The organism is Margalitia sp. FSL K6-0131 (assembly GCF_038008735.1).
GTDB lineage: Bacteria > Bacillota > Bacilli > Bacillales > Bacillaceae_C > Margalitia > Margalitia shackletonii.
This window is the reverse complement of the sequence record NZ_JBBOZS010000001.1, coordinates 5,417,052-5,442,449: the sequence shown is the minus strand read 5'-3', so window position 1 is coordinate 5,442,449 and position 25,398 is coordinate 5,417,052. Positions and strand designations below refer to the sequence as shown.

Here is a 25,398-nt window from a genome sequence, read left to right as displayed (position 1 = left end):
ATTAGGAGGAGCGATAATGAAGAAAAAGTGGCAATTATGGATTGGCGGGAAGTGGAGAGAGGCTAAAACTTATGAGCCTTTGTATAATCCGCATACAGAGGAGGAAATAGCTCAAATCGGACAAGCAGAGCCCGAGGATGCGGTGGAGGCAGTTGTGGAAGCCCATGCTGCATTCCAAAAGTTTCGCCATTATCCGGCACATGCCCGTGCCAAAATATTAGCTCGTGTTGCTACGATTATGGAGGAGCGTGGAGAGGAATGCGCCATGATAATGGCAACGGAAGCAGCCAAATCCATAAGGAATGCTCGGGAAGAGGTAAGTCGTACGGTTCAAACCTACCGTTTTGCAGCAGAAGCAGCAAAAAGTAATTATGGTACACAAATCCCAATGGATGCAGCAGAAGGAGGAGAAAAACGTTTTGGTTTTACCGTTCGTAGCCCGATCGGGGTAGTTACGGCCATCACTCCTTTTAATTTTCCTTTTAATCTTGTTGCGCATAAGGTTGGCCCTGCAATCGCTGCCGGAAATTCAATCGTGTTAAAACCGGCAGAACAAACACCGTTAAGCTCACTCTTTTTAGCGGAGGTTTTTAAAGAGGCCGAACTTCCGGATGGGGTCTTAAATATTATTCCCGGCAAAGGAGATGTCTTGAGCGAGGTTTTAACAACTCACCCACATGTGAAAAAGGTTACCTTTACTGGAAGTGTGGAGGTAGGGCATATTATTCAGCAGCAGGCAGGTTTTCGTAAGCTGACGCTCGAGCTCGGCTCGAATTCTCCTTTCATTATAGATGAAGGAGTAGATATTGATAAAGTGATTGACCGGAGTGTACAAGGTGCGTTTTCTTACAATGGGCAAATATGTATTTCCATTCAGCGTATTTATGTACATAAATCCCTCTATGAGCAATTTTTAGCACGATTTGTTACACGGACTAATCAGTTGGTCATCGGCTCACCTTTTGATGAAAAAACGAATATTACAGCGGTAATTAACAAGAAATCCTTGGAACGGATCAAAAGCTGGATTGATGAGGCGGTTCAAGAGGGAGCTAAGATTGAGTGCGGCGGTAAGGTAGAGGGAAATGTGTTAACACCGACCGTATTAACGAATGTAAATCGAGAATCTAAGGTATTCCGTTTCGAGATTTTCGGGCCAGTTGTTTGTATTTTTCCATTTGATACATTAGACAACGCCATTAAAGATGCAAATGATTCCCGATATGGATTAAATTCCGGAATTATAACCCCAAGCCTGGAGCGGGCATTCTATGCTTCGGAGCGTCTAGAAACGGGTGGCGTTATTGTCAACGATATCCCAACCTTCCGAATTGACAATATGCCTTATGGCGGATGGAAAGATAGCGGTGTAGGCAGGGAAGGGGTTAAATATGCAATGGATGAAATGATGGAGCAGAAGTTTATTAGCTTTAAGATTGGAGATGAGTAAATGAGAAAGGTGCCAGGCAAATTCCTGGCACCTTTTTTAAGAATTAAAAGGTCTGTCTAGTGCAAGCGGCTGCCTTCTCCTGATTAATTAAGGCGTTTGGGATATTATTACTGTGGGAGTTGGACATGTCTGGCACAGGAGGATGTAGGTAAAAAGAACTGAATCATGCCGTTCATAGGCAGTTTCGTGCGATTGACCCTCTATTTTGTGCCATTTATTCAAAAAGTCGTGCTGTTCACCTTATATTTCGTGCGGTTTAGCAAATTTAGCTTTGAAAAAAGTCTTCCCTTTTCATTTAACATGAAACTTTGGGAGAATCTTATCGTAAGTATAGATATAAATACCAAAGGGGGAAAACTGATGAAGCGAACAGCCGAGATTACATTAACGATTATTGGAGTTATTATTAATGCACTTGTAGGGGGCAGTGTGCTATTAATAGCCTCATTATTTAAGAATGAGACTTTTCAAGAACAAGTAAAAAATGAACTTGCCAACGACCAAAAGTTAAATACAGTGGATCCATCAGAGGTTTTAAATGCTATTGGTAATGGAAGCTGGTGGGTTGTTATAGCTTCATTGATTGGACTAGTATTAGGAATTATCGCAGCTGTTTGCCTTAAAGGAAATAACAAACCGAAGCTTGCAGGTATTTTATTAATCATTGCAGCGGTTGTATCCGTTCTATTATCAGTGGGTGTTGACTGGCTGCCAGGTATATTGTTCTTGGTTGCAGGTATTTTAAGCTTGGCTCGTAAACCTAAAAAAGAAATAATGGATTGATAGGGACTTGTCTTATTGGCAAGTCTTTTTATATTTCTAAAATTAGTGGAGAGATAAAAACGCTGTAATAAAATAACCATTTAGCGAATATTTTTCTTTGATATATTCGCTGTTTTTAAGAAAAAACAACCATTTATGTATTGACAACTGAAAAAATCGTTGTATGATACAATCATAAGGTTGTATTATGCAATTAATTTTTTTGAGGAGGGAAGACTGCTTTAAAAGTAAGAAATTTATGGGGGGCTGAATTTGCAGGCGTATGAAATCATGATTAACCAAGTTTATAAGGTAAAAGAAAATGACACTGTCCGTTCCGTTATTGAAAAGTTTATCGAACATGGTATTAGCGGTCTCCCGGTGGTAAACGACAGAAATGAAATTGTCGCTTATATCAGTGATGGAGATATCATGCGTTATATTGGCAAGACAAAGGACATAGTGGTGGATTCCTTTTATTATATCAATGTGATAAAAGGAGAAGAATTTGAAGAAAGAGTAGAGCAAATTCTTGACTTGAATGTTATGAAGATTTCGAAAAATAAAGTAATAAAAGTCGCTTGGAATGCAGAAATTGAAAAAATTGCAGGGATATTAGGAAAGAAACAAATTAAAAAGCTGCCGGTAGAACGAAATGGTGTTTTAGTTGGAATCATTAGCCGCGGAGATGTAATTCGAAATATATTTAAATCCATTCTTTAATTTGCTTCCTGAAATTGCACTTATATTAGATTCATATTCTCCCTCGAAAAGAAAATCAAAAACAACAGAATAGGAGTTTTGCATAAAATGTCATCTGTATCACAAAAAGCAGTATCCGTTAGCGCCCCTTCACTACAGCCGGAACCTAGTCTTCTTAAACAGCCAAAGGCAGTTTGGGCAGTCTTTTTCGCGTGTATTATTGCCTTCATGGGGCTTGGTCTTGTTGACCCAATTTTGCCGGCTATTGCTAAAAATATGAATGCTACACCCAGTCAAGTAACATTGCTTTTTACAAGCTATAATGCCGTAATGGCCATAGCCATGCTTATAACGGGGTCCATATCCTCCAGACTTGGAATTAAGTGGACATTATTATTAGGTATTGTCGTAATTGCTGTATTTTCAGCGTTAGGTGGAGCTTCAAATAATATTTGGGCACTTGTTGGTTTACGAGGTGGCTGGGGGCTTGGAAATGCATTGTTTGTAGCCACAGCATTAGCTGCTATTGTATCCCTTTCAAATAGCGGCACAGCAAAAGCAATTATTCTATATGAAGCTGCCATAGGTCTTGGAATTTCGGTAGGACCATTACTTGGAGGATGGTTAGGCGGTATGTCATGGAGAGGTCCATTCTTTGGTGTTGCTACCTTGATGGTAGTAGCCTTTATTGGTCTAATCTCTTTAATGCCTAAACAACATTCAGGTGGTCAAACAAAAGGTAAGAAAAAAACATCCTTATTAGATCCATTCCGGGCGTTGAAACACTATTCTCTTTTAGTTTTCGGTATTGCAGCCGCTCTATATAACTTTGGATTTTTTACCTTATTGGCATATGCTCCTTTCGTTATGGGATTAGACGAACATGGATTAGGGTTTGTCTTCTTAGGATGGGGGATTCTTCTTGCCATTACATCCGTTTTCATGGCTCCAAAGCTTCAACAATCGTTTGGTACCGTTAAATCAATGTGCTTGATGTTATTCTTGTTTGCCATTGTACTATTAGCGATGGGAATTTGGACATCAACACAATGGGTGATTATTGCAGCTGTTATTTTCGCAGGTGCATTACTTGGAAACAACAATACATTGATCACAACAGCTGTCATGAATGCAACAAATGTAGAACGATCAACAGCTTCTGCTGCTTATAGCTTTTTACGCTTCTTAGGAGGAGCAATAGCACCATATATGGCTGGTAAGCTTGCAGAATTATATAATCCACATGTTCCATTTATAGTAGGGGCAGGATTTGTTCTAGTTTCTGTATTGTTTATTTTGGCTAATGCAAAGCATGTGAAGCATGTTGACGATGTAGAAGCAGGGCATTAAGAAGATAGAAATTAATATAGACTGTACTAACTTAATTGTAAAAGGTTAGTACAGTCTTTTTTCATTTCCTCATTATTTTACTGTCAAAAAGCAATATAAAACCGTTTTAATATCCTAAATTTCCCCTTGCTCCTATAGTTTTTCCTGCTATTTCAATAGAGTTAAAGTGCGTTTTTTGTTTCTTTGTGTCGAGCAGTTTAGCCATTTTTGTAGAAATTTCCCGAGAAATAGATTTGTAGTGATTTAAAAAAAATAATTCTATAACTCTAATTAATGATTACTAAGCTATTGGTGGAGATCCTTAAATAGAAAAGTAGGGTGGAACTGGTTCATTAGGAAGTACAGAAAATTATTTAGTGTTTTTTCACAAATGTTATGATGTAATCTAATTTCAATAAAGTACTCTAAATTTCTTATATCCCTTTAACACATCTTTCACTTCAATATGAAGGTCTTTTATTTTTACAAAAGGATTTAATTCCTTTTTCAAGCTTTGGATAAAAATATTTAATTGCTCACTTGTACCCTCCGCTTCTATTTCTACGGAGCCATCTTCCAGATTTTTGACCCAACCGGTAATTTCAAAGGATATCGCTTTTTGCTGGACGGTAAAGCGAAACCCGACTCCTTGCACTTTACCAGTGGCAATTATATGCGCAATCATTATGTAGCCTCCATTTGCATAAATACAATAATAAGTTTGTTTATTCCATCATACAACATATCGATATGTTATACTATTCTGAAAAGGGGAGGGGATTTAATGGAAGAAATAGTAGTGAAGGCTATTCAGGATGATTATCCTGATGATTTTGCATGGTGTTATGGATGTGGTCGTCTCAATGAGGAGGGCCATCACTTTCGAACAGGCTGGAATGGAGAAAATACACTAACGGTTTACACACCACGACCAGAGCATACAGCTTTACCGGGATTTGTGTATGGTGGTTTGATTGCCTCCTTAATTGATTGCCATGGAACCGGTTCGGCTGCATTAGCATTACATCGAAAAAATGGGAATGTGCCAGGTGAAGGGGCTGAGCCTCCGCGTTTTGTTACGGGCTCTTTAAAAGTAGATTTTATAAAGCCTACTCCTCATGGGGTTCCGTTAAAAGCAGTTGGAAAAGTCGAAGAAATTCACCCTAAAAAATGGAAGGTAGATACTGAAGTGTATGCTGGCGATACACTTTGTGCTCGCGGTGAAGTGATAGCCGTTGTGATGCCAAGTACATTCTTGAAAAAAGAATAGATTCTAGAAAAAGCAGGGGAGGCTCCTGCTTTTTTTATAGGGGATTTTTAAGGGTAGCAGCTCTTGTATACAATTTGTATTCAATTGTTTACAAAAACGTACACATGTTTACAAAAATGTATACATGTGTACAAATGCGTGTACTTACTTATTTATCAGTGTTTATCTACAATGTCCAGCTCCAGCGCCTATCGGCTAGCGGATTTCGTTATTGTTTACGGATTTGTATACAGGATTACAAATTCATGTCTATTGATAAGTATTCATGAAAGATTCCTTAACTCCATTGACCAAGCCTTGTGGTTTCTATAACCTTTTACACATCAATAGTGAAAGGGATGATTTTTTTTGACAAACTCACGTATTGCAGCAATTGATGTAGGTAATGACTCCCTTAAAGGGATTTTTGGAGAAATGGAATACGACATGAATATTCCAAATGTCATTGCCAGAGATATAGAAGACCGTCCTATCATAGGATTAGAGGAATTAAATCAACAAAATCCAATTGACGGCATACATATTCGGGTTCATTCCCCTATATTAAAAGATAATAATTCTATTTACCGTGTAGGTCATTTAGCAACCAAAAGTACTAATTCGACCGAATTAGATCCAGGAAGCAGCAAGTCTGAGGAAGACCAGACTCTTATCATGTTATTTGCAAGCTTGGCCTTAGATGCAGTAAGAGACGAAAATAAGCAAATGTTTAAACGTTCTAATAACGTAATAGAAGCAACCTATACATTAGGAACAGGCCTCCCGCTCAGAGAAGTAAAGGAAGGCAAGGATGTTGGCTTCCGTTCGAGATTGCTTGGATCCGTTCATCAAGTAGAGTTTTTAGTAACACCAAAATATCAGGGTCAAAAGGTAAACATTCGATTTGATGAGGTAAAAGTGTATCCCGAGGGCTTCGCAGCATTCATTAACTTAGTCATGGATAAGAATTTAAATATCATCAATAAAGAATTAATCGATAAACGCATTATTATCCAAGATATCGGCGGTTTATCAACAGATATTGCAGTCATCAAGAATCGTAAAGTAGATGATGACAAGGCACAAGGATTTAACCTGGGTGTTTCAGAGTCCCTTGAAAATATAAGAGAAGAAATTCGCTCCAAGCATGGAGTGGAGCTAGATAGTAGACGCGATGTGGTGGAAATTATTACGAAGAAAAATGATCGTAATCATATTATGGTAAAAGGAAGTAGGACAAGCGTTCACGATATTGTAGATAGAACTCTATTTGAGCTGGCAAAAAAACAATATCGAATTCTTCGTAATATTTGGCAGAAGAACTCGCAAACGGAGATTTGTTATTTTATCGGCGGCGGTTCGATTATTTTAAAGGATTATCTTAAAACAATGAATAATAACCTTGATGGATTCAATATTGACTTCTTTGAGGATGAGAGAGAAAGTATCTGGATGATGGTTAATGCTTACTATAAATTGATAACTGATTTTAACAGAAGGAATAAGAAAGATAAGCAAATAGAAGAGCAAAAACTGGTTAAAAACAAATAAGGTGATTAGATGGAAAAATCAGAGATAAATAGGGGAAAACCCATTACATTTCGCATTCCTTCGGATACCCCTGATCATATTTTGCAATATTTAGGAAAGCTGAAGGAAACAGAAAGGCGAAATTTTTCCAGCAAAATTGCCGAATATGTCATAAATGGTGTTGGACAATCTATATCCAAGAAACGGGAAACTCTAACGATTCCTCTTCCAAAAGGATTGGATAAAACGCAGCGAAATTGGCTTAAACATGAGCAATCACTAGCTTTATTAGGGAGCATTGTCTATCAATTATTAACAGACCCTGTTAAAACAGCTTCCCTTATAGCCTCTTTGAATACAAGTATGGTAGATGTGGAGGATTATCCGTATCCGTTGGAGGAGCCAACCCAAGATGATAATGTAGACTTGATTTATCCTGATACTGACCCAATAAAAGAGGATGAAAGTCACAATACAAGAACAGATCAAGTTGATGATCTTGATAACTTCGATTGGGAGTTGCCTATTCCAGATGAAAATTCCGATGATGAGAAAGAAGAAAGTATGGAGGATCTATTAGGAGATTTTCTGGCACAGATGAATAAGTGATTATAATAAGGATACCCTTGCTTGCAAAGGTATCCTTACATTTCTATTACACTACTACTTCACTCATCAGACTAAGGATGTTGTCCTCCGTGTCTTTGAAAAACACCATCCAAGTTTCTACCTGTCCCATTTTTGCTACTACATGGGGCTCATCAATAAATTGTACTCCTTTGTCGAGGAGTTGGTTATAATGTTCCTTAATATCCTCGACCTGATAATAAATCACAGAACTTGTCTTCGCGAACTCTTCCGATTCAGGCAGGCTAAGCAGGAGTCTAACTCCATTACAATCAAAAAATGCTAATGAATCTGTATTAAATAATAGTGGTAATTCTAAAACATCCTTATAAAATTGTACCGCTCTCTCGAAATCTTTTGCATTTACCCCAATTTGCCCAATTTTTTGGATTCCCATCACGTATCACTCCACTCCAAATGTTTCAATTACAATTATTATACATATATTTCTAAAGATTTTGGTATTTATATAGAAAAATATCAGAATAGGGGGAGAACTGACAGTTTTTTTCAGCTTAAACATTTCAAAATAAAAAGCCATGATTTATAGAAAATCATGACTGAATTACGTATTAATTATGCTGGTTATTTGGAAGTTGTTTATCAGGGTGTCCTTTGCCTTGCTTCTTTTTATTCTCTTTATCCTTCTTTTGTGTATCGTGAAGCTTTTCTACAAATTCATGTGTGTTTTCCAATCTGTTTCCTCCTTGTAATGGGACTTCGGTTGTACTTTTTCCATTCAAGAAAGAAATAATACATTAAAAACTAGGCACTTCGAAAAGATCTATCCAATTTTCTTGCTTGCTGCAATATCATTTTTTTCGTTTGGCACTTTTATGAGAATAATCGCGCCAATAATAAATAGAAGGATAAGACTAAATACTCCGCTGTTTGATTTCCCAGTAATTTGTGCAGTAACTCCTACTAAAAGAGGTCCCATGATGGAGGCAAAATTGCCAAATATATTGTAGAATCCAAAAAATTCGTTGGCATTTTGTTTCGGAACAAGCTTTGCGAAATAGGATCGACTTAATGCTTGAATTCCCCCTTGGGACGATGCAACAAGCATAGCTAATATCCAGAAATCTAAGGTTGTTTTTAAAAAGTAGGCATACGTACAAACAATCATATAGACAATAATGCCGACAAACAGCATCGTTTTACCTGAGAATTTCTCTGCCAATTTCCCATATAAAATAGCAAACGGTGCTGCGACTACTTGGGTGACAAACAAAATAATTAATAGACTTTGAGAGCTTATGCCTAAATCTGTTCCATAGGCAGTCGACATTGTTATAACAGTGCCAACCCCGTCGATATAGAAAAAATAAGCCAGCAGGAATAGGAACAATGAGCGGTATTTACGAATTTCTTTTATCGTCTTTCCTAAACGCCTAAAGCTATTCACAACGGGATTTGGTTCACGTTCAATATAATAACGTTGAAAAACGTTTCGAAACATTGGGATGGAAAAGGATGCCCACCAAATTGCGGTGATTAGGAATGCGATCTTGCTTGCAAGTGTTACAGAGATAGGCAGGATCTCTTTCTGGGCTAAAATAATGATCGCAATACTGATGATAAAGGGAATCGTGCTGCCGATGTATCCAAAGCCGAAGCCGCGAGCGGAAACCTGATTCATTCGTTTTTCTGTTGTGACATCTACGATAAAGGCATCATAAAATACGTTTGCCCCTGAGGCTCCAACGGCAGCAATCGTATAAGCAATTAATAAAAGCAGCCACTGATCACTGGGGATGAATGCCAGAAGCGCAGTAAAGGATATCCCGATAGTAAAAAAGAAAGTAAAAAAGCGTTTTTTAAATCCTTGATAATCGGCAATGGTTCCTAAGACAGGACCAAGTATGGCTAAAATAAATGTAGCAATGGCGACCGTATACCCTAGATAGGCGGTAGAGTTAGCGGCACTTATACCGGCTTTTGTTGCTGCGGCTTTATAAAATAGCGGAAAAACGGCAGTCGAAATAATAATAGAGTATGCAGAATTAGCCCAATCATAAAAAACCCAACTATTCTCTTCCTTCGTAAAACGTTTCATTCTCTAAAACCCCCCTTTTGTAATTTTAATCAAATTAACATTTCTCGTATGATTCTGCCGTCTGTATCTCCAAGATCTAGACCGAGCAATCTTGCAAATGTCGGTCCTTCATCGACAAGATGCATGGACGGGATTATTGCGTTTGAACGAATTCCTTTTCCGGAGGCGATTAGAACAGTGGTGTAATTCTTTTTGTCCGGAGAGTAGCCGTGTGAGGCAACCGTGTATTTTTTGGATTTGACATCCTTGGCTGTAATGGTATCTATTAGTTCTCCATTTAATCCCTCGGTAAAGTAATAACCTTGGTGAGCTTCCACCATGAGGTAGGCATTGGGGTCTGCCCCCTTAGGACAAAGTTCTTCGTTTGTTAACAGCTTCTCAATGCCATTTCGGTCATCCTTTGTTAACTCGTTGAGAAGCTTTTTTAAAATGGACTTGGTTTCGTGGTCATTATCATTCTTTACATAAAGATAAGCGGAGCCGTCACAGCTTTTACAATATGCCTTCCAATCAACTACCTTTCCACGTTTATTTACTTTTATCAACCCAGTTTTTCGAAGTAACACATTTAACTTGATGGCTTTGGACTCATCCAAGGCGCTATGGTCACCTAATACAATAACGGTGGAGTTATTATATATTCCACTCTGTTTTAAAGCTCCGATGATCCGACCAAGACGTTCATCATGCCGCCGTAGTGCCTCATGTGCTTGCACTGATGAGAATCCGTAGAGGTGGCGTTGTGTATCAAGATCCGTAAAATGGACAAGCAATAGGTTAGGCTTTTTCGATTGTATCGTTTGAACGGTGGATTCCAGCACAAAGTCATCTAGCTCGGGCTGGCTTAACCCTTTCCGAATGTTGCCAAAACGGCGATTCATGTCTAATTGATAAAGAGGACTGCCGCTTAGTAAAGAGACGGTAACTTGATTTTGCCAAGGGCGATTTGCAAAAATCTCGGGCATGTTGTAATCGATATTTGCTTTAGCGGTAACCGGCCATAATAATGCAGCTGTAGTTAAGTTGGCTTTTTTTGCTTCATCATAAAGGGTAGTTCCTTTTACATAACGACGGTACCAATACCAATCCGGTGATGGATTCCCGGGCTGCAACAATGTATTATTAATAACACCATGCCGATTTGGAAGTTTTCCGGTTACAATGGTTGCATGGCATGGGTATGTTACGGACGGATAAATCGTTTTAACATTTTTACAATAAGCTTTATGGTTCAAGAGCTCTTGAAAATGCGGAAGCTCCACAAGTGTGGGAAAATCGAGTGAAGATAAACAGTCAAATGATATGACAATTAAGTGGTCTGTTAAGCGTTCCATAACGACCTCCTTTAAATGAGCCGTATAGTATTAAATATAATGGAAAATTTAGAATTTAGGAACATTTATTTACATTAGTAAATGGTAGTTTTATGTAAAAGGAAAAGACAGGTATATCATCAAATATACCTGTCTCTTTTAAAGGATATGAAAGTAAAATAAATTATTTATCCGTTATAGTTCTGTCTAGCTCCTGCGCATATCGGATTTCTTATTAGGACTGGCTTCGCAGGAAATTCCTTATATCACGATTTCCAATGAATTTTTTTGACTGCTCATCCCATAGCTTGAAGGTCAAGGATTTTAAACTTGTCCAAAGTGTTAAGGTTGGAACTTCTTGAAGGCGTATATCACTTTTATGTGCCTTTTCAAGTTGATAATTTGGAACATTGGAATTTAAGTGATGAACATGGTGATACCCAATATTACCGGAAAACCATTGCAATATCTTCGGAAGCTTATAGAATGAACTTCCTTTTAATGCAGCTTCAACATAATTCCAGTTGTCGCCATTTTCAAAATAACCATCTTCAAACTGATGTTGTACATAAAATAACCAAACACCAGACAATGCGGCAATATAGAAGAGGGGTAATTCAACTAAAAGAAATGCCTTCCAGCCAAGGGTGAATCCTAATAATAAAACGATGGAAGTTAATATAATATTCGTCATCCAAACATGTCTTTTTTCTTTTTTTGTAGCATTTTTTCTATTAAAACGATAAGAAATTAAGAAAATATATAATGGTCCAAATATAAACATGACTATCGGATTTCTGTATGTCCGGTATAATAATCGTTTGATCCAAGAGGCTTGTGCGTATTCCTGCAAAGTTAACGTCCAAATATCACCATCACCGCGTTTTTCTAAATTTCCGTTTGTTGCATGGTGGAGATTATGTTCATTTTTCCACTGTTCATAGGAACAAAAGGTAAGAATTCCCGTAATCATACCGACAATCTTATTGGCTTTTCTGTTTTTGAAAAAGGAATGGTGTGTACAATCATGGAAAATAATAAATGTCCTTACTAAAAATCCGGCAGCAGGTATGACGCATAATAATGTTAACCAAAAGGAGACTCGAAGACTAAAATAAGCTAAAACCCATAATAGTAAAAATGGTCCTACGGAATTAATAAGCTGTCTTACACTAGCTGAGATACGTGGTTTTTCAAATGTTTTTAATTTTTCTTTCCACTCGCGAATACTATTTTTGGATTGTTTTTCCATTGTACCTTCACCTCGTTTTGATTTTAACGGACGATTCTTTTCTTTTAAAATAGTAATAATACATGCTTAAGGGCCACCATAATACTGCAAAAATGGGGTACACTGCCCAAATTTCGTTTGGGGAAGACACCATGTTTACAATGATAAAAAATACACTTATAAACAAGCTTGATGAGATTGAAAATTGAAAAAACTTTTTATGTTTTGCATGATATAAAGCCAAAGGCCACCATAACACTATAAAAGCAGGGTATATTGCCCAAGGATAGCCGGACGAAATAACTAAGTTCAAAATGGAATAATACACAATCGTGATGAAACTCCCTATGAGACCTAAGGAAATGGTTTTTCTAGCATTCTCAAATATCACCATAATTGGCCACCAAATGATTGGGTAGAATGCGTATAATGCCCAAGGATGGCTAGGGGAGTATAGAAAATTTGTTAAAAACAGGTACAAGATTATGATGATACTAATACAGAGAGAATGAATTTTATACTCCCTTTTTTTTATAAAATAAACGCTAACCGGCCATAAAAGGAGAAAAAAGACTGGATAGATAAACCAAATATGACTAGGACTTGTTAAGTAATTTACAAGAATAAAGAATAGTATGCTAATAAGGCTACCTATGGAGGCAAAAATCAGATCATACTTATGCATAGAAATCCTCCTTTATTTTTGACGTATACGCAGCCATCTGTAGAACATGCATAGAGGCCACCATAATACACCAAAGGTTGGATATACGAACCAAATAATGTGAGGGGTGTAGTAAAAATTAATAAACACTACTAATGCAATGATTAAGGCACTGCCCCAAATGGAAAAGCCTAAATCTATTTTTGACATATTTTTCTTCTTAGGTGAAGGCAGTTTTACTCCAAGTTCTTTTTCTATCTCATCAATATCCCCAAAATCGACAATTGCTTTATTAATTGCATCCTCTTCTTCTTTTCCTTGTGCCATTAAATCAAAGACCTTTTCCTCGAGATTTTCTACAATCTCTTGCTTAATCTGTTCCTTTTGTTCGCTGTCTGGAACATTTTTAAATAAGTCATCTACATGGTTTTTAATCTTCTTCATTCTAATTCCTCCATAAATAGATCAATTATTTCTTTTGTTTCTTTCCATTCTTTTACGGTTTCCTTTAAGTAAGCTTTTCCCAAGGTAGTGATTCTGTAGTATTTTCTTTTCCCACCATGAGAAATTTCTCCAAAATAGGATTCAATCAATTCCTTTTTCTCCAGCCTCTGAAAGACTGCATAAAGGGTAGCTTCTTTTATCTGAAACCGATTATCTGTCCGCAAGCTAATTTGTTTCGAAATTTCGTATCCATATTGATCCTTATCCAGTATCAATCGCAGAATAATCGAATCTAAATGCCCGCGGATAATATCACTTCTTATCATGGATTCACCTTCCATAACCGATTATTCTATCTGATAGAGTAATATTAACGCAGATTACTCTATCTGTCAAAGTAATTTTTTGATTTTATTTGTTTTGCCTGAATTTTTGTGTGAAATGCCTGAATTATTTTCTAATTTGCCTGAATTAAATTGTGATGACGAAAATGTAAGGTGTTTTGTGGAGAGAACCACCGACAAATTCAAAAGAACCAAAAAAAAACGAACCCGAAAATCTCGGATTCGTTCATTTTCCACCGTATTAAGCTCTTTCCTCAAACAATTTTACAATTTCAATCACAACATTTGTTGCCTTGATCATATTATCCACGGAAATGTATTCGTATTTACCATGGAAGTTTTCTCCGCCTGTAAAGATGTTTGGAGTCGGCAGTCCCATGTAAGAAAGCTGAGAACCGTCTGTACCGCCGCGAATTGGGGCGATGATTGGTTCAATGTCTAAGTTTTTCATTGCTTGATATGCGATATCGACAATTTCTTTAACGGGCTCGATTTTTTCCTTCATGTTGTAATATTGATCGTTCATTTCTAGAATTATGTTGTCTTTGCCATATTTGTCTTGTAATTCATGAACGATTTTTTCAAGATTAACCTTTTTGGCATTAAATTTTTCTCTGTCATGATCTCTGATGATATAGGCAAGCTTTGTAAGCTCAACATCCCCATTCATGGAGAGAAGATGGTAGAAGCCATCATAGCCATCTGTATATTCAGGAGCTTCCTCAGCTGGAAGTTTCCCTTGTAATTCCATCGCAATTTTCAAAGAATTAATCATTTTGCCTTTTGCTGAGCCTGGATGAATATTGTTTCCTTTTATAGTGATTTTTGCGCCGGCAGCGTTAAAGCTTTCGTATTCTAATTCGCCAAGCGGTCCGCCATCTACTGTATAAGCGAATTTTGCATTAAACGCAGAAACATCAAATTTATGAGGGCCTCTGCCGATTTCCTCATCAGGAGTGAAGGCAACTCTTACTTTTCCATGCTTAATTTCCGGATGTTTGATTAAATATGCCATTGCTGTCATGATTTCTGTAACACCGGCTTTGTTATCAGCCCCAAGAAGAGTGGTACCGTCTGTAGTTACTAAGGTATGTCCTTTATATTGCTCAAGGCTTGGGAAATCCTTTGGTGATAATACAATATGTAAGGCATCATTCAATACAATATCGCTTCCATCATAGTTCTCTACGATTTGCGGTTTTACGTTTTTGCCTGTAAAATCAGTAGCTGTATCAACGTGAGCTAAAAATCCAATAGTTGGTACATCCTTATCTGTGTTGGAAGGAAGGCTGGCCATAACATATCCATTTTCATCGATTGTTACTTCTTCCATTCCGATAGACTTTAATTCCTCTACGAGCATGTTGAGAAGTGTCATCTGACCAGGTGTAGAAGGACATGTGTTGCTTTCCTCATTTGATTGAGTATCCACCTTGACATAAGAAGTAAATCTTTCAATGATTTCATTTTTCATGAATTCCAACTCCTTTTTTATATTTATCATACCATTAAAAAAAGACTCCCACACGTTTTAAGAATGGGAGTCTAAGAAAATCCTACGCACTGATTCTTACTTTTCCTAATCGTTCCCAAGGCTTTGTCGTCCAGCGTTTAAGTGCGAAACAGCCGCGCAGCCATTCATCCGCACCTTGGGCTATCCATACACCTAATAAGCCAAGCTCAAAATGAACACCAAGTAAATAGCTGAGGGATACGGCAACTCCCCACATCGAAATAATTCCGATGATGACAGGGAAACGGACATCTCCTGCAGATTTTAGGGAACTCATTAAAACTATATTCATTGCTCTACCGGGTTCGATAAATACGATGGCCCAAAGCACAGGCAACCCGATTGCTATAATACTAGGATCATTGGTGAATATTTTTAAAATAGGGGAGCCGACTAAAGCAATGATTAACGATGTAATAAAGGAAGCACACATCGATATTTTAAGTGTTCGAATGCCGCGATGTAGTGCTCGGTCATACTGTTTGCCGCCAATATAACGCGCGACAAGCAACTGTGTTCCTTGTGCAATAGCAAGCGTAAACAAATAACAAATCATATTTATATTTAAAATATAGACTCTTGCTGCTAAGGCGGAAACGCCGATCGTTGCTATAAAACCTGTAATGATAAGCTGTGAAAATTGATAGGACAGGTTTTCGCCGGCTGACGGTATTCCGATGGACAATAGTCCGCGAATATCGTCTCTTTTTAGTTTAAATATATCGCTTATTTTTAATTTCAATGAAAGTCTATGATAGACTAACAGCAATAGTGCCGAGACGCTGAATACACGAGCAACAACCATTGCCCATGATACTCCTGTTACCCCTGTAATCGGCAAACCGAAGATGCCGGAAATGGCAATCACATTTCCTCCGACACTAATAATATCCATAATAATGGTTACAACCATTGACTCCTTTGTATATCCGTGGCTGCGCAGGACAGCACTTAAGGCGAGTGCAATGGACTCTAGAAATAGAGATATTCCGCATATATGAACATAGGTAAGGCCGTAACGAAATACATCTCCATGAATGTCAAACATGCCTAGAAGATATTTTCCGAATAAAGCAATGAAAAGGGCTATTCCGACCCCAAACCAAAAGTTTAATCCGAAAGCCGAACGGGCAAGCTGCCTTGCATGTTTAAATTGGCCGGCACCAAGCTTCTGACCAATTAAAATAGTTGCACCAACAGAGGTGACATTGAAAATTAAAATAAACATGTTTAACAATTGATTGGCGACGCCAACTCCTGCAGCTGCATCATCAGAATAATGACTGAGCATAAGAGTTGCAATAATCCCCATTCCCATATGCAGAGCCAGCTCGATAAAAAGCGGCCATGATATATTAAAAAGCGTTTGCTCCTGATATTTATTTGTATTTGTGTCCACGAAAATATCCCCTTCATAAAAATAATACAAATTCCATTGTAAACCTATGCGAATGAGAAAGAAATTAGAAATTCCTTCACGACATGAATTATTTTGTTAATAGTTCTCCATAAAAAAAGGAGCAAGCTATATATGCTTACTCTAAAATAGAATGAAGGATGCTGATAATTTTTTTTACACAAAATTTAATGATGACAAATGTCCGTTTTATTTTCCAATCAATCGTTTACGTATTGAATTTCAATCTATACACTTTAAACAACTGGGGATGTTTATGGAATTTTATCTGGGAAGAAAATAAATAAGCAATTTACTAAAATAAAAAAACCCAAGTTAAAGATCAAACGATCATTAACGTTTGGGTTTGAGGAATTAAGGTTGATAAAAAAGTACGTACTTTCCTGGACCGATCATTGCTACACCGATTGTTACTGCTATCAATACAAAACAATATTCAAATCCATTTTTCTCAACCCAATATCCATTTTTAATATGTACAGAAAAAATAGCATCAATCATAATAATGACGATTAAACCGGCTCCGATTGGAGTAAAAACACCTGCTGCGAAAAGCAGTCCTCCAACCAATTCAAATAATCCCGCACAAATTGCCCATATTTTACCGCCTGGGCGTATTCCAATGGATTCAAGCCATTCTCCAAAATTACTTGCACCTGGACCGCCAAACCATCCAAATAATTTTTGGGCGCCATGTCCGATAAAGGTAAGGCCAATTACAAGCCGGATAATTAATAGCCCAAGGTCTGCCAACATTTGTATCCCTACTCTCGCAAAAGTAAATCGCATAGATAAGCTTAGTATAAGCTTATGTACATATTTTATACCTCTTACCGCTTTCTACCTATAGTAAAAATGGATTATTATAGCATTAAAAAACACCCGATATGGGTGCTTTTGGATTACATATTGACGGATTCTGGAATTTTAGAGGCGGTAGTTCTTCCAGTTAGAGCAATAAGAACCTCCACTACAAACAGAATTACCACTATATATGGGCCTATTGAAAGAACAAAACTTTTCGTATTCACAAAATGCGTTAAGATGCCTTGTTTGGGTAAATGCATAGAAAAGGCTAGAAGCATTCCAAACGTAAAGTTTCTTGCCCATTGACTGGTATCATAAATCCACATGCCCTCTTTCCAGCCATATCTTTTAATTCTTTGCATGGATCTCGCTATTTCGATACCTTCCACAATACAAAATGCTATCATAACCCAAATCCACACCATAACAAGTATAGCAGGTGAAACCACATCCATTGTTGCACCAACTAAACCGCTGATTGACATGGCTCCATGGATGATGCAATTTGTATTCTTCCAATTTTGCGCAAGATTTCTATCTTCAGAACGAATATATCGATTTAGGATTAGAACAAAACCCAGACCATATAAAAGACATCCAGTCCACCATAGCCATGTTCCAAATACGGCAACAAAAGGTTTTCCAAATACTGATTGGCCGGCTGCAATAATGGATTGGATGGCAACAGATGCCAATAACAGGATTCCATGGACTTTTTTTCGAAGCCGTGACCCATTTGATTTAAATAAAAGTATATAATTACGAACAATGATTGCTATATAACTAATTGTCAGTATACAGTTCAAAAGAAATAGAATGAGTGCAATTGGTCTTAAGAATAGCGCAAAGTTCATGATCACCAATATGGAGACGGATGTTGCCGCAATCCAGGTTCCAACTCCGAAACTTGATATTGGATCACAAAAATGACGTTCCCACATGACACCAAGAATCATATCGCGCACGAAAGCTATATATAGAATAAATAATAATAAGAGTACTAGTGTAGTAGAAATAATTGCTAATTCTTTATGCTGAAAAACAACCTTTTGCATAGCACCTAAGAGTAATATACCGGTTGCCATTACAATAGCGCCTGCAGAGGTTGGTACTTGTTGTTTAAGAACACGTGACAGCATTGTAATCCCTTCTTTATACTTTCTTCATACTATCCGAGTATAAAATTAATGATAGTTGAAGTAAACCAAAAGTTATTTCCTGTTTTATGGTATATGTATTTGAAAAGGGGAAAGCATTGCTTCTCATCAATGGTAATGGATAATTCCAATTGAAAATGCGTGGTAGGAATAGGTAGAAATTGACGGCTGCAATCCCCTCGTTTTTTCTAAATAATGTAACAATTCGCTTGATAAAAATATCCATTCACCATATAATCCAATTATATTTTCAGGTAGGTTGTTTTCGCGATAAGTATTGCTTTTCGTCATGGACTATAATTCTAGGGGGTTATTCACTTTTAACCCAAATAAGCTTTTTATTTCGTATTCAAAAGCAACAAAGTTCAAGAAAAGAGCCTTCAGATAAGGAGTTTTTTATGATTCGACGTTTTTTTTCTTACTATGTTCCACATAAAAGGCTATTTATGATGGACTTTAGCAGTGCGGTTGTAGTTGCCATTTTAGAATTAGCTTTTCCGCTTGCAGTTCAGTGGTTTATTGATTCGTTATTGCCAACCAAAAACTGGTCCTCTATCGTGTCAGTCAGCATTGGATTATTATGTCTTTATTTGATAAGTACATTTTTGCAATACATTGTAAACTATTGGGGACATAAACTTGGGATTAATATTGAAACGGATATGCGCCAGCAACTGTTCCAGCATGTGCAAAAGCAATCGTTTCGTTTTTTTGACAATACGAAAACAGGCCATGTTATGAGTCGCATCACGAATGATTTATTTGATATTGGGGAGCTTGCCCATCATGGACCGGAAGATTTATTCATTGCAGTGATGACATTTTTCGGAGCATTCCTAATTATGTTTACGGTTAATATAAAATTAGCCCTTCTTACCATAGTGATCGTTCCATTTTTAATTTGGTTAATTATTGTTTGTAATTTAAAAATGAATCGAGCATGGAAACAGATGTATAGTGATATTGCAGATGTAAATGCCCGTGTAGAGGATAGTGTCTCCGGTGTAAGGGTAGTTCAATCCTTTACAAATGAAGAATATGAGATTAATAGATTCAGAACGAATAATCGAAAATTCAGATCTGCAAAGCTTGGCGGATACAAGGTCATGTCCTTTAGTAATTCAGGAATTTATATGATGACCCGTTTTATTACCCTGGCTGTTCTGATTTATGGTGCTTGGCTATGCTTTAATAATCAGCTTACAAACGGCGAGCTTGTTGGATTCGTACTTTATATCAATGTGTTGTTTAAGCCGATTGATAAAATTAGTGCGTTAATGGAGCTTTATCCGAAAGGGATGGCCGGTTTCAAAAGATTTACGGAACTAATCGATACAGCACCAGATGTTGTGGATGTAGAGGATGCGGTAGAGGTTCCCTTCCTGAAAGGAGACATCCAATTTAAGAATGTTACTTTCGGATACGACGAGCATAAGTTAGTGCTAGAAGATGTTGACTTAAAAATTAAAGCTGGAGAAACAGTAGCGTTTGTTGGTCCTTCCGGTGCCGGTAAAACCACTATTTGCTCCTTGATTCCAAGGTTTTATGATGTGGATAGCGGAAGTATTACGATCGATGGCATAGATATTCGGCAAATGACCAAGAGCTCCCTAAGATCCCAAATTGGAATTGTGCAACAGGATGTCTTTCTTTTTACGGGAACATTGCGGGAAAATATTGCATACGGGAATCTCCATGCGACAGAGGAAGAAATACAAGAAGCTGCTAAACGGGCTCATCTTGAGGATTTTATTGCTTCACTTCCTTTTGGATACGAAACACAAATTGGGGAAAGGGGCTTGAAGCTTTCCGGAGGACAAAAACAAAGGATCGCTATTGCGAGAATGTTCCTTAAAAATCCGCCGATTTTAATTTTGGATGAAGCGACTTCTGCATTAGATACAGAAACAGAAATGATCATTCAACATGCATTGTCGGAGCTTGCGAAAGACCGAACAACCTTAATTATTGCCCACCGCTTAGCAACGATTCGTAATGCAGATCGAATTGTTGTTGTAAATGAAACCGGGATAGCAGAAGAAGGAAAGCATGATGAATTGCTGCAAAAAGACGGTATCTTTGCGAGACTGCATCGCGTTCAATACCAAAGATGAAACAACTTGGCGGACACGAGTTCCGTTATTTGTGACAAAATGGCTTAATTTCCTATGTTTGCGGACAGAGGATCCGTTATCTTGCAAAAAAGCAGTGATTTCCTAGTGCTTTTGCGTGAATAACGGATCCTGTGTCCGCTTAGTCCTTAAATTAAGGTCGTTTAATCAAAATAACGGATTCTCTGTCCGCTTAGGATATGAATTTTTATTTTCCCCCGCTTAATCCAACCCTATATTCCGATTTCAACATCGAATAAACCACGGTATCATAAAACCTTTCGCCATCAAAATCTGTCTCACGAAGAACTCCATCTTTATGAAAACCAAACTTCTCCATTAACCTTTTCGAACCTTCATTATCTGCAAAAATATCGCCAACGATGCGATTTAATCCAAGGGTGTTAAATCCGAATTCCAGTATTTCCGGTAAAATTTCCGTCATTACTCCTTTTTTCTGAAAATCCTTATGGATGACGACACCCATTTCCGCTTTTTGGTGCCATGTATGTAATTTGTGAAATCGAAACATCCCTACAACTTGGTTATTTTGCTTATGAACAATAGACCAGGGAATCTCCTTTTTTTGTTTGAAATTCTCCAAGTTCCTTAATATAGACGCTTCCAATTCCTTAATGGTTCTCACTGGATGAGGAGTAATATACTTCATGGTTTCATGGTCACTCATGAAAGGAAACATATTTGCTGCATCTTCCAATGTCAATCCCCGGAGGTAATAATTATCTGTTTCAATGACAGGAATCTCCGTAAGTTCTAATACATTACTCATTTTTTTCACCTCTGCGAAAGGTATTCGCGCCAACCCGAATAAAACCCTTTAGAAAATATTTAGGAAAGCGAAAAAAATAGTGACTATTTTGAATATGGATAGTATCTTTGAATTAGTAAATTCGCATTGCGAAATAAATGTCAAGGATGGAAATTAGGATGAGCTTCTTAAAAAAATACGCGAAAAAATACTGGCTGCCTTTTTTAATAGGGGTTATATTTGTCGCCATTGAAGCGATTTGCGACCTTATGCAGCCTACCATTATGTCCAAAATAGTGGATATTGGGGTAGCTAATAAAGACATGAATTATGTTATGCAAAAAGGGGGGCTTATGCTTCTTATTACAGCCTTCGGGGCGATAGCCGCCTCCACTCGGAATATTGTATCCAGCATGGTATCGCAAAACTTCGGTGCGGAGCTTAGGTCTGACTTATTTAAAAAAATTCAGGGTTTAACCTTTGAGAAAATTGATAAGTTTGATCGTGCGTCCTTAATTACCCGGTTAACGAACGATGTCACACAAGTTCAGACGTTTATGAACGGGTTAATGAGAATATTTGCGAAGGCGCCAATTCTGTGTGTCGGCGGTCTAATTATGGCTACACGCTTAAATCTTCACTTAGCCGTTGTACTAGCCGTTGTGGTGCCAATGGTGGCGATTTTAATCGTGATGAACATGAAGTTCGGCTTCCCTTTATTCATTAAAGTACAAAAAGCGCTTGACCGTGTGAATGGGGTAATGAGGGAATATTTATCCGGAGTTCGGGTTGTTAAGGCATTTAATCGGTTTGATTATGAGATGACGAAATTTAATGTCGCTAACGAGGAGTTCCAGGCTAAATCAATGTCTGCCATAAGGTTAATGTCCGTTTTCAGCCCTGCAATTATGCTGACCGTTAATTTAGGTATTATCGCGGTGCTTTGGTTAGGGGGGAATGGGGTTGAATCAGGAAATATTCAAGTCGGCCATGTAATTGCATTTATCAATTATATGACGCAAATCCTTTTTTCCTTAATGACGATTTCCATGGTTTTTAATATGTTTGTAAGGGCTCGTGCTTCCGCGGGTCGTATAGGGGAAGTATTTGCAGAAGAGAACGAAGTCACTTGGAAAGAGGGTGCAGTGGGAGACGCCAATATAAAAGGAAGAATTGACTTCGAAAATGTTTGTTTTTCCTATAAAGGAGCATCCGGAGAGCCTGTTTTGAAAAATATTAATCTTACATGTCTACCTGGAGAAACAGTAGGGATCATTGGATCAACAGGTTCGGGAAAAAGCAGTCTTGTTGGACTGATCCCGCGCTTTTATGAAGTCACATCAGGCTGTATAAAAGTAGACGGTGAGGACATTCGTAATATTGATCCAAAAAAGTTAAGAGAGAAAATCGCGATTGTCCCGCAAAAAACAACTCTATTTACCGGTACAGTGGTGGAAAATATTCGTTGGGGAAAAGAGGATGCGACCATTGAAGAGATCGAAAAATCAGCGACAATGGCAGGGGCACATGACTTTATATCAGCTTCACCGGAAGGATACTATACCCGTATAGGGCAGGGCGGAGTGAATTTTTCCGGGGGTCAAAAACAACGTGTTTCCATCGCAAGGGCGTTGGTGAAGAACCCAGAAATCCTTATTTTAGATGATAGTACAAGTGCTGTTGACGTGGCGACGGAAGCTAGAATTAAAGAATCACTGAAAAAGTATGCAAAAGGCTTAACATGTCTTTTAATCGCACAAAGAATTACGTCCATTATGGATGCTGATAAAATTATTGTTTTAGACAATGGGGAAATAGCGGGAATTGGCAAGCATGAGGAATTAATGAAAACATGCAGGGTCTACCAAGAAATCTTCCAATCGCAAGTGGGCAAGGAGGTGCGTTAGAATGTCGCAGGAAAGAAATGAAAATAGAGGACAGCAGGCACCGCCTCTTAGGCCGGGAGGAAATTTCAGACGCGGGAGAGGAGCACCGGTAGTAAAGCCGAAGAATTTTAAAGGAACCCTGAAAAGATTATGGTTTTATATTGGGAAGGAACGAAAACTATTATCAACGGTATTTCTGTTTATTATTATTGATTCCGCCCTTACACTGTCGGCTCCGTATCTGCTTGGAAAATCAATTGATGCTATGTCCGCAAAAGGTGGTAAGGTTGATTTTGGACTGCTGGAGATTATGATTCTCGTTCTATTGGTTACGTATATTGCAGATGGTGTTCTTACCTTTTTGCAAAGCTGGCTAATGGCCGGGGTGTCCCAACGAATTGTAAAAGGCTTAAGGAGATCTTTATTTGAAAAACTGCAGAAACTCCCAGTTGCGTTTTTTGATAATCGTACGCATGGGGAATTAATGAGCAGACTCTCGAATGATATAGATAATGTAAGCAATACCATTTCTCAGTCAACAACTCAATTAATGTCCGGTTCCATTGTTATTTTGGGTTCTTTCATTATGATGCTTGTATTGAGTCCCATTTTGACAATAGCCAGTCTTATTACCGTGCCATTAGTCTATTTATTAACCAGGTCTATTGCTAAAAGGACAAGTATCTTGTTTAAAAATCAGCAAGCACAGCTTGGAAAATTAAACGGTCATATAGAAGAAACTATTTCCGGTATTCAAGTAGTAAAAGCATTTAACCATGAAGAAAAGGCAATAGAGGAATTCGAGGAAGTAAATACAGCGTTACGAAAAGTTGGTCTGAAGGCACAAATTTTTTCGGGATTTTTAATGCCAATCATGAACGTAATTAATAATATTGGATTTGCTGCGGTTGCCATTGTCGGCGGTATTTTAGCGGTGAAAAGCATGATCACAGTAGGGGTAATTGCCAGCTTCTTAAGCTATTCTAGACAGTTTGTCAGACCGCTTAATGATCTTGCTAATATCTTTAACGTCCTTCAATCAGGTGTTGCCGGCGCAGAACGAGTTTTTGAAATTTTAGATGAACAAGAGGAACCAGAGGATTTACCGAATGCAGTCGAATTAAAAAATCCAAAGGGTCATGTTGTATTTAAGGATGTCAGCTTCGGTTACAGACCTGATGTGCCTATTCTAAAAAATATTAATTTCGATTCCCAAGTGGGCACTAGCACCGCGTTAGTAGGCCCAACTGGAGCCGGTAAAACCACCGTTATAAATCTTTTAACCAGATTTTACGATGTGACGAGCGGGAGTATTTACATTGATGGCCGTGATATAAGGGAGTACACAAGAGACAGTTTAAGAAGATGCTTTGGTATTGTTCTTCAGGATACGTACTTGTTTTCAGGAACGATTAAAGAAAATATTATGTATGGAAACCCGGATGCTACCGATGAGGAAGTGGAAAGGGCAGCAGCAATGGCGAATGCCGATCTGTTTATTAACAGGCTACCATTGAAGTATGACACGATGTTATCAGAGAATGGGGGAAATCTAAGCCAAGGTCAGCGACAGCTACTCGCGATTGCAAGGGTTATTTTATCTAAACCTTCTTTGCTCATCTTAGATGAAGCGACAAGCAGTATTGATACTCGGACAGAGCTCCATATTCAAGAGGCATTATTGAATATCATGCAGGGTCGTACGAGCTTCATTATCGCCCATCGTTTGAATACGATTAGGGATGCGGACACCATTATGGTCGTGGATCATGGGGAAATTATGGAGAAAGGAAACCATGATCAGCTGATGGAGAAGCAAGGAAGATATTATAGTATGTTTTTCAATCAATTTAAAAATATGGAAAATGCGATCGAATCATAAAATATAATCTCCTGGAAAGGGTGCAATATTACTTTCCGGGAGATTTTTTTTGTTTTGAGGCGCTTCATTAAAATGAGTAGTTTTTAGGAATTCTACAAAACTTTCTAGCGAAAAGGGACCTTTTACTTATGCCTAACAGGACCTTGGAATGA

23 protein-coding genes are annotated in these 25,398 nt (G+C 37.9%); 10 read left to right on the top strand and 13 right to left on the bottom strand.

Annotated elements, in window-relative coordinates:
- Positions 1 to 16 precede the first annotated feature (16 nt).
- The 4 genes from NSQ59_RS26575 (at position 17) to NSQ59_RS26560 (ending at position 4,264) form a co-directional block, all read left to right on the top strand.
- Positions 17 to 1,450 (top strand): aldehyde dehydrogenase family protein, encoded by a 1,434-nt coding sequence (locus NSQ59_RS26575; RefSeq protein WP_340833066.1) that lies wholly within the window; start codon positions 17 to 19, stop codon positions 1,448 to 1,450.
- A 360-nt stretch (positions 1,451 to 1,810) separates the two neighbouring features.
- Complete coding sequence (locus NSQ59_RS26570) at positions 1,811 to 2,233, top strand: DUF4064 domain-containing protein (RefSeq protein WP_055741544.1); 423 nt, start codon at positions 1,811 to 1,813, stop codon at positions 2,231 to 2,233.
- A gap of 252 nt (positions 2,234 to 2,485) precedes the next feature.
- Positions 2,486 to 2,935, top strand: a complete 450-nt coding sequence (locus NSQ59_RS26565; protein WP_055741543.1) for a CBS domain-containing protein — start codon at positions 2,486 to 2,488, stop codon at positions 2,933 to 2,935.
- 87 nt (positions 2,936 to 3,022) lie between these two features.
- A complete protein-coding gene (locus tag NSQ59_RS26560) occupies positions 3,023 to 4,264 on the top strand; it encodes an MFS transporter (protein WP_055741542.1) in 1,242 nt (413 codons plus the stop codon).
- A 391-nt stretch (positions 4,265 to 4,655) separates the two neighbouring features.
- Here NSQ59_RS26560 and NSQ59_RS26555 read toward each other — a convergent pair whose 3' ends face one another.
- A complete protein-coding gene (locus NSQ59_RS26555; RefSeq protein ID WP_055741541.1) occupies positions 4,656 to 4,928 on the bottom strand; it encodes an acylphosphatase in 273 nt (90 codons plus the stop codon).
- Between the two features lie 99 nt (positions 4,929 to 5,027).
- Between NSQ59_RS26555 and NSQ59_RS26550 the strand changes: the two genes are divergently transcribed.
- The 3 genes from NSQ59_RS26550 to NSQ59_RS26540 all read left to right on the top strand — a co-directional run bounded on the left by NSQ59_RS26550 (position 5,028) and on the right by NSQ59_RS26540 (position 7,631).
- Positions 5,028 to 5,513 (top strand): PaaI family thioesterase, encoded by a 486-nt coding sequence (locus NSQ59_RS26550; protein ID WP_055741540.1) that lies wholly within the window; start codon positions 5,028 to 5,030, stop codon positions 5,511 to 5,513.
- A 348-nt stretch (positions 5,514 to 5,861) separates the two neighbouring features.
- Positions 5,862 to 7,043 carry a ParM/StbA family protein gene (locus tag NSQ59_RS26545; RefSeq protein ID WP_055741539.1) on the top strand — a complete coding sequence of 394 codons (1,182 nt, stop codon included), beginning with the start codon at positions 5,862 to 5,864 and terminating at the stop codon, positions 7,041 to 7,043.
- Between the two features lie 9 nt (positions 7,044 to 7,052).
- Positions 7,053 to 7,631: a hypothetical protein gene (locus NSQ59_RS26540; protein WP_055741538.1), complete on the top strand. Its 579-nt coding sequence runs from the start codon at positions 7,053 to 7,055 to the stop codon at positions 7,629 to 7,631.
- A gap of 46 nt (positions 7,632 to 7,677) precedes the next feature.
- Here NSQ59_RS26540 and NSQ59_RS26535 read toward each other — a convergent pair whose 3' ends face one another.
- From NSQ59_RS26535 to NSQ59_RS26485, 11 genes are all read right to left on the bottom strand, one after another.
- Complete coding sequence (locus tag NSQ59_RS26535; protein WP_055741537.1) at positions 7,678 to 8,046, bottom strand: VOC family protein; 369 nt, start codon at positions 8,044 to 8,046, stop codon at positions 7,678 to 7,680.
- A gap of 175 nt (positions 8,047 to 8,221) precedes the next feature.
- Positions 8,222 to 8,344, bottom strand: a complete 123-nt coding sequence (locus tag NSQ59_RS26530; RefSeq protein ID WP_340833064.1) for a DUF4023 family protein — start codon at positions 8,342 to 8,344, stop codon at positions 8,222 to 8,224.
- 89 nt (positions 8,345 to 8,433) lie between these two features.
- Positions 8,434 to 9,708 (bottom strand): MFS transporter, encoded by a 1,275-nt coding sequence (locus NSQ59_RS26525; protein WP_340833063.1) that lies wholly within the window; start codon positions 9,706 to 9,708, stop codon positions 8,434 to 8,436.
- 29 nt (positions 9,709 to 9,737) lie between these two features.
- On the bottom strand, positions 9,738 to 11,042 hold the full coding sequence (locus NSQ59_RS26520) for an alkaline phosphatase family protein (protein WP_340833062.1): 1,305 nt from the start codon (positions 11,040 to 11,042) through the stop codon (positions 9,738 to 9,740).
- A 214-nt stretch (positions 11,043 to 11,256) separates the two neighbouring features.
- Entirely contained in the window at positions 11,257 to 12,273 is a 1,017-nt protein-coding gene (locus NSQ59_RS26515) for a fatty acid desaturase (protein WP_055741534.1), read from the bottom strand.
- A gap of 676 nt (positions 12,274 to 12,949) precedes the next feature.
- On the bottom strand, positions 12,950 to 13,360 hold the full coding sequence (locus tag NSQ59_RS26510) for a permease prefix domain 1-containing protein (protein WP_055741532.1): 411 nt from the start codon (positions 13,358 to 13,360) through the stop codon (positions 12,950 to 12,952).
- Positions 13,357 to 13,686, bottom strand: a complete 330-nt coding sequence (locus NSQ59_RS26505) for a PadR family transcriptional regulator (protein ID WP_055741531.1) — start codon at positions 13,684 to 13,686, stop codon at positions 13,357 to 13,359. Before NSQ59_RS26505 ends, NSQ59_RS26510 begins: the two co-directional genes overlap by 4 nt.
- Before the next feature lie 259 nt (positions 13,687 to 13,945).
- Complete coding sequence (gene pepT / locus NSQ59_RS26500; protein ID WP_055741530.1) at positions 13,946 to 15,178, bottom strand: peptidase T; 1,233 nt, start codon at positions 15,176 to 15,178, stop codon at positions 13,946 to 13,948.
- 82 nt (positions 15,179 to 15,260) lie between these two features.
- Complete coding sequence (locus tag NSQ59_RS26495; protein WP_055741529.1) at positions 15,261 to 16,616, bottom strand: MATE family efflux transporter; 1,356 nt, start codon at positions 16,614 to 16,616, stop codon at positions 15,261 to 15,263.
- 372 nt (positions 16,617 to 16,988) lie between these two features.
- Positions 16,989 to 17,387: a DoxX family protein gene (locus NSQ59_RS26490; RefSeq protein WP_055741528.1), complete on the bottom strand. Its 399-nt coding sequence runs from the start codon at positions 17,385 to 17,387 to the stop codon at positions 16,989 to 16,991.
- 149 nt (positions 17,388 to 17,536) lie between these two features.
- Entirely contained in the window at positions 17,537 to 18,580 is a 1,044-nt protein-coding gene (locus NSQ59_RS26485) for a hypothetical protein (RefSeq protein ID WP_340833061.1), read from the bottom strand.
- A gap of 416 nt (positions 18,581 to 18,996) precedes the next feature.
- On the opposite strand from NSQ59_RS26485, the gene NSQ59_RS26480 reads away from it, so the two are divergent.
- Entirely contained in the window at positions 18,997 to 20,712 is a 1,716-nt protein-coding gene (locus tag NSQ59_RS26480; protein WP_055741526.1) for an ABC transporter ATP-binding protein, read from the top strand.
- A 205-nt stretch (positions 20,713 to 20,917) separates the two neighbouring features.
- Here the strand turns inward: NSQ59_RS26480 and NSQ59_RS26475 are convergent, their stop codons facing one another.
- Positions 20,918 to 21,499: a GNAT family N-acetyltransferase gene (locus NSQ59_RS26475; RefSeq protein ID WP_126647217.1), complete on the bottom strand. Its 582-nt coding sequence runs from the start codon at positions 21,497 to 21,499 to the stop codon at positions 20,918 to 20,920.
- A gap of 158 nt (positions 21,500 to 21,657) precedes the next feature.
- Here NSQ59_RS26475 and NSQ59_RS26470 point away from each other — a divergent pair, with 158 nt between their 5' ends.
- On the top strand, positions 21,658 to 23,385 hold the full coding sequence (locus NSQ59_RS26470) for an ABC transporter ATP-binding protein (RefSeq protein WP_126647216.1): 1,728 nt from the start codon (positions 21,658 to 21,660) through the stop codon (positions 23,383 to 23,385).
- 1 nt (position 23,386) lies between these two features.
- Positions 23,387 to 25,246 carry an ABC transporter ATP-binding protein gene (locus tag NSQ59_RS26465; RefSeq protein WP_340833060.1) on the top strand — a complete coding sequence of 620 codons (1,860 nt, stop codon included), beginning with the start codon at positions 23,387 to 23,389 and terminating at the stop codon, positions 25,244 to 25,246.
- Positions 25,247 to 25,398: the final 152 nt, after the last annotated feature.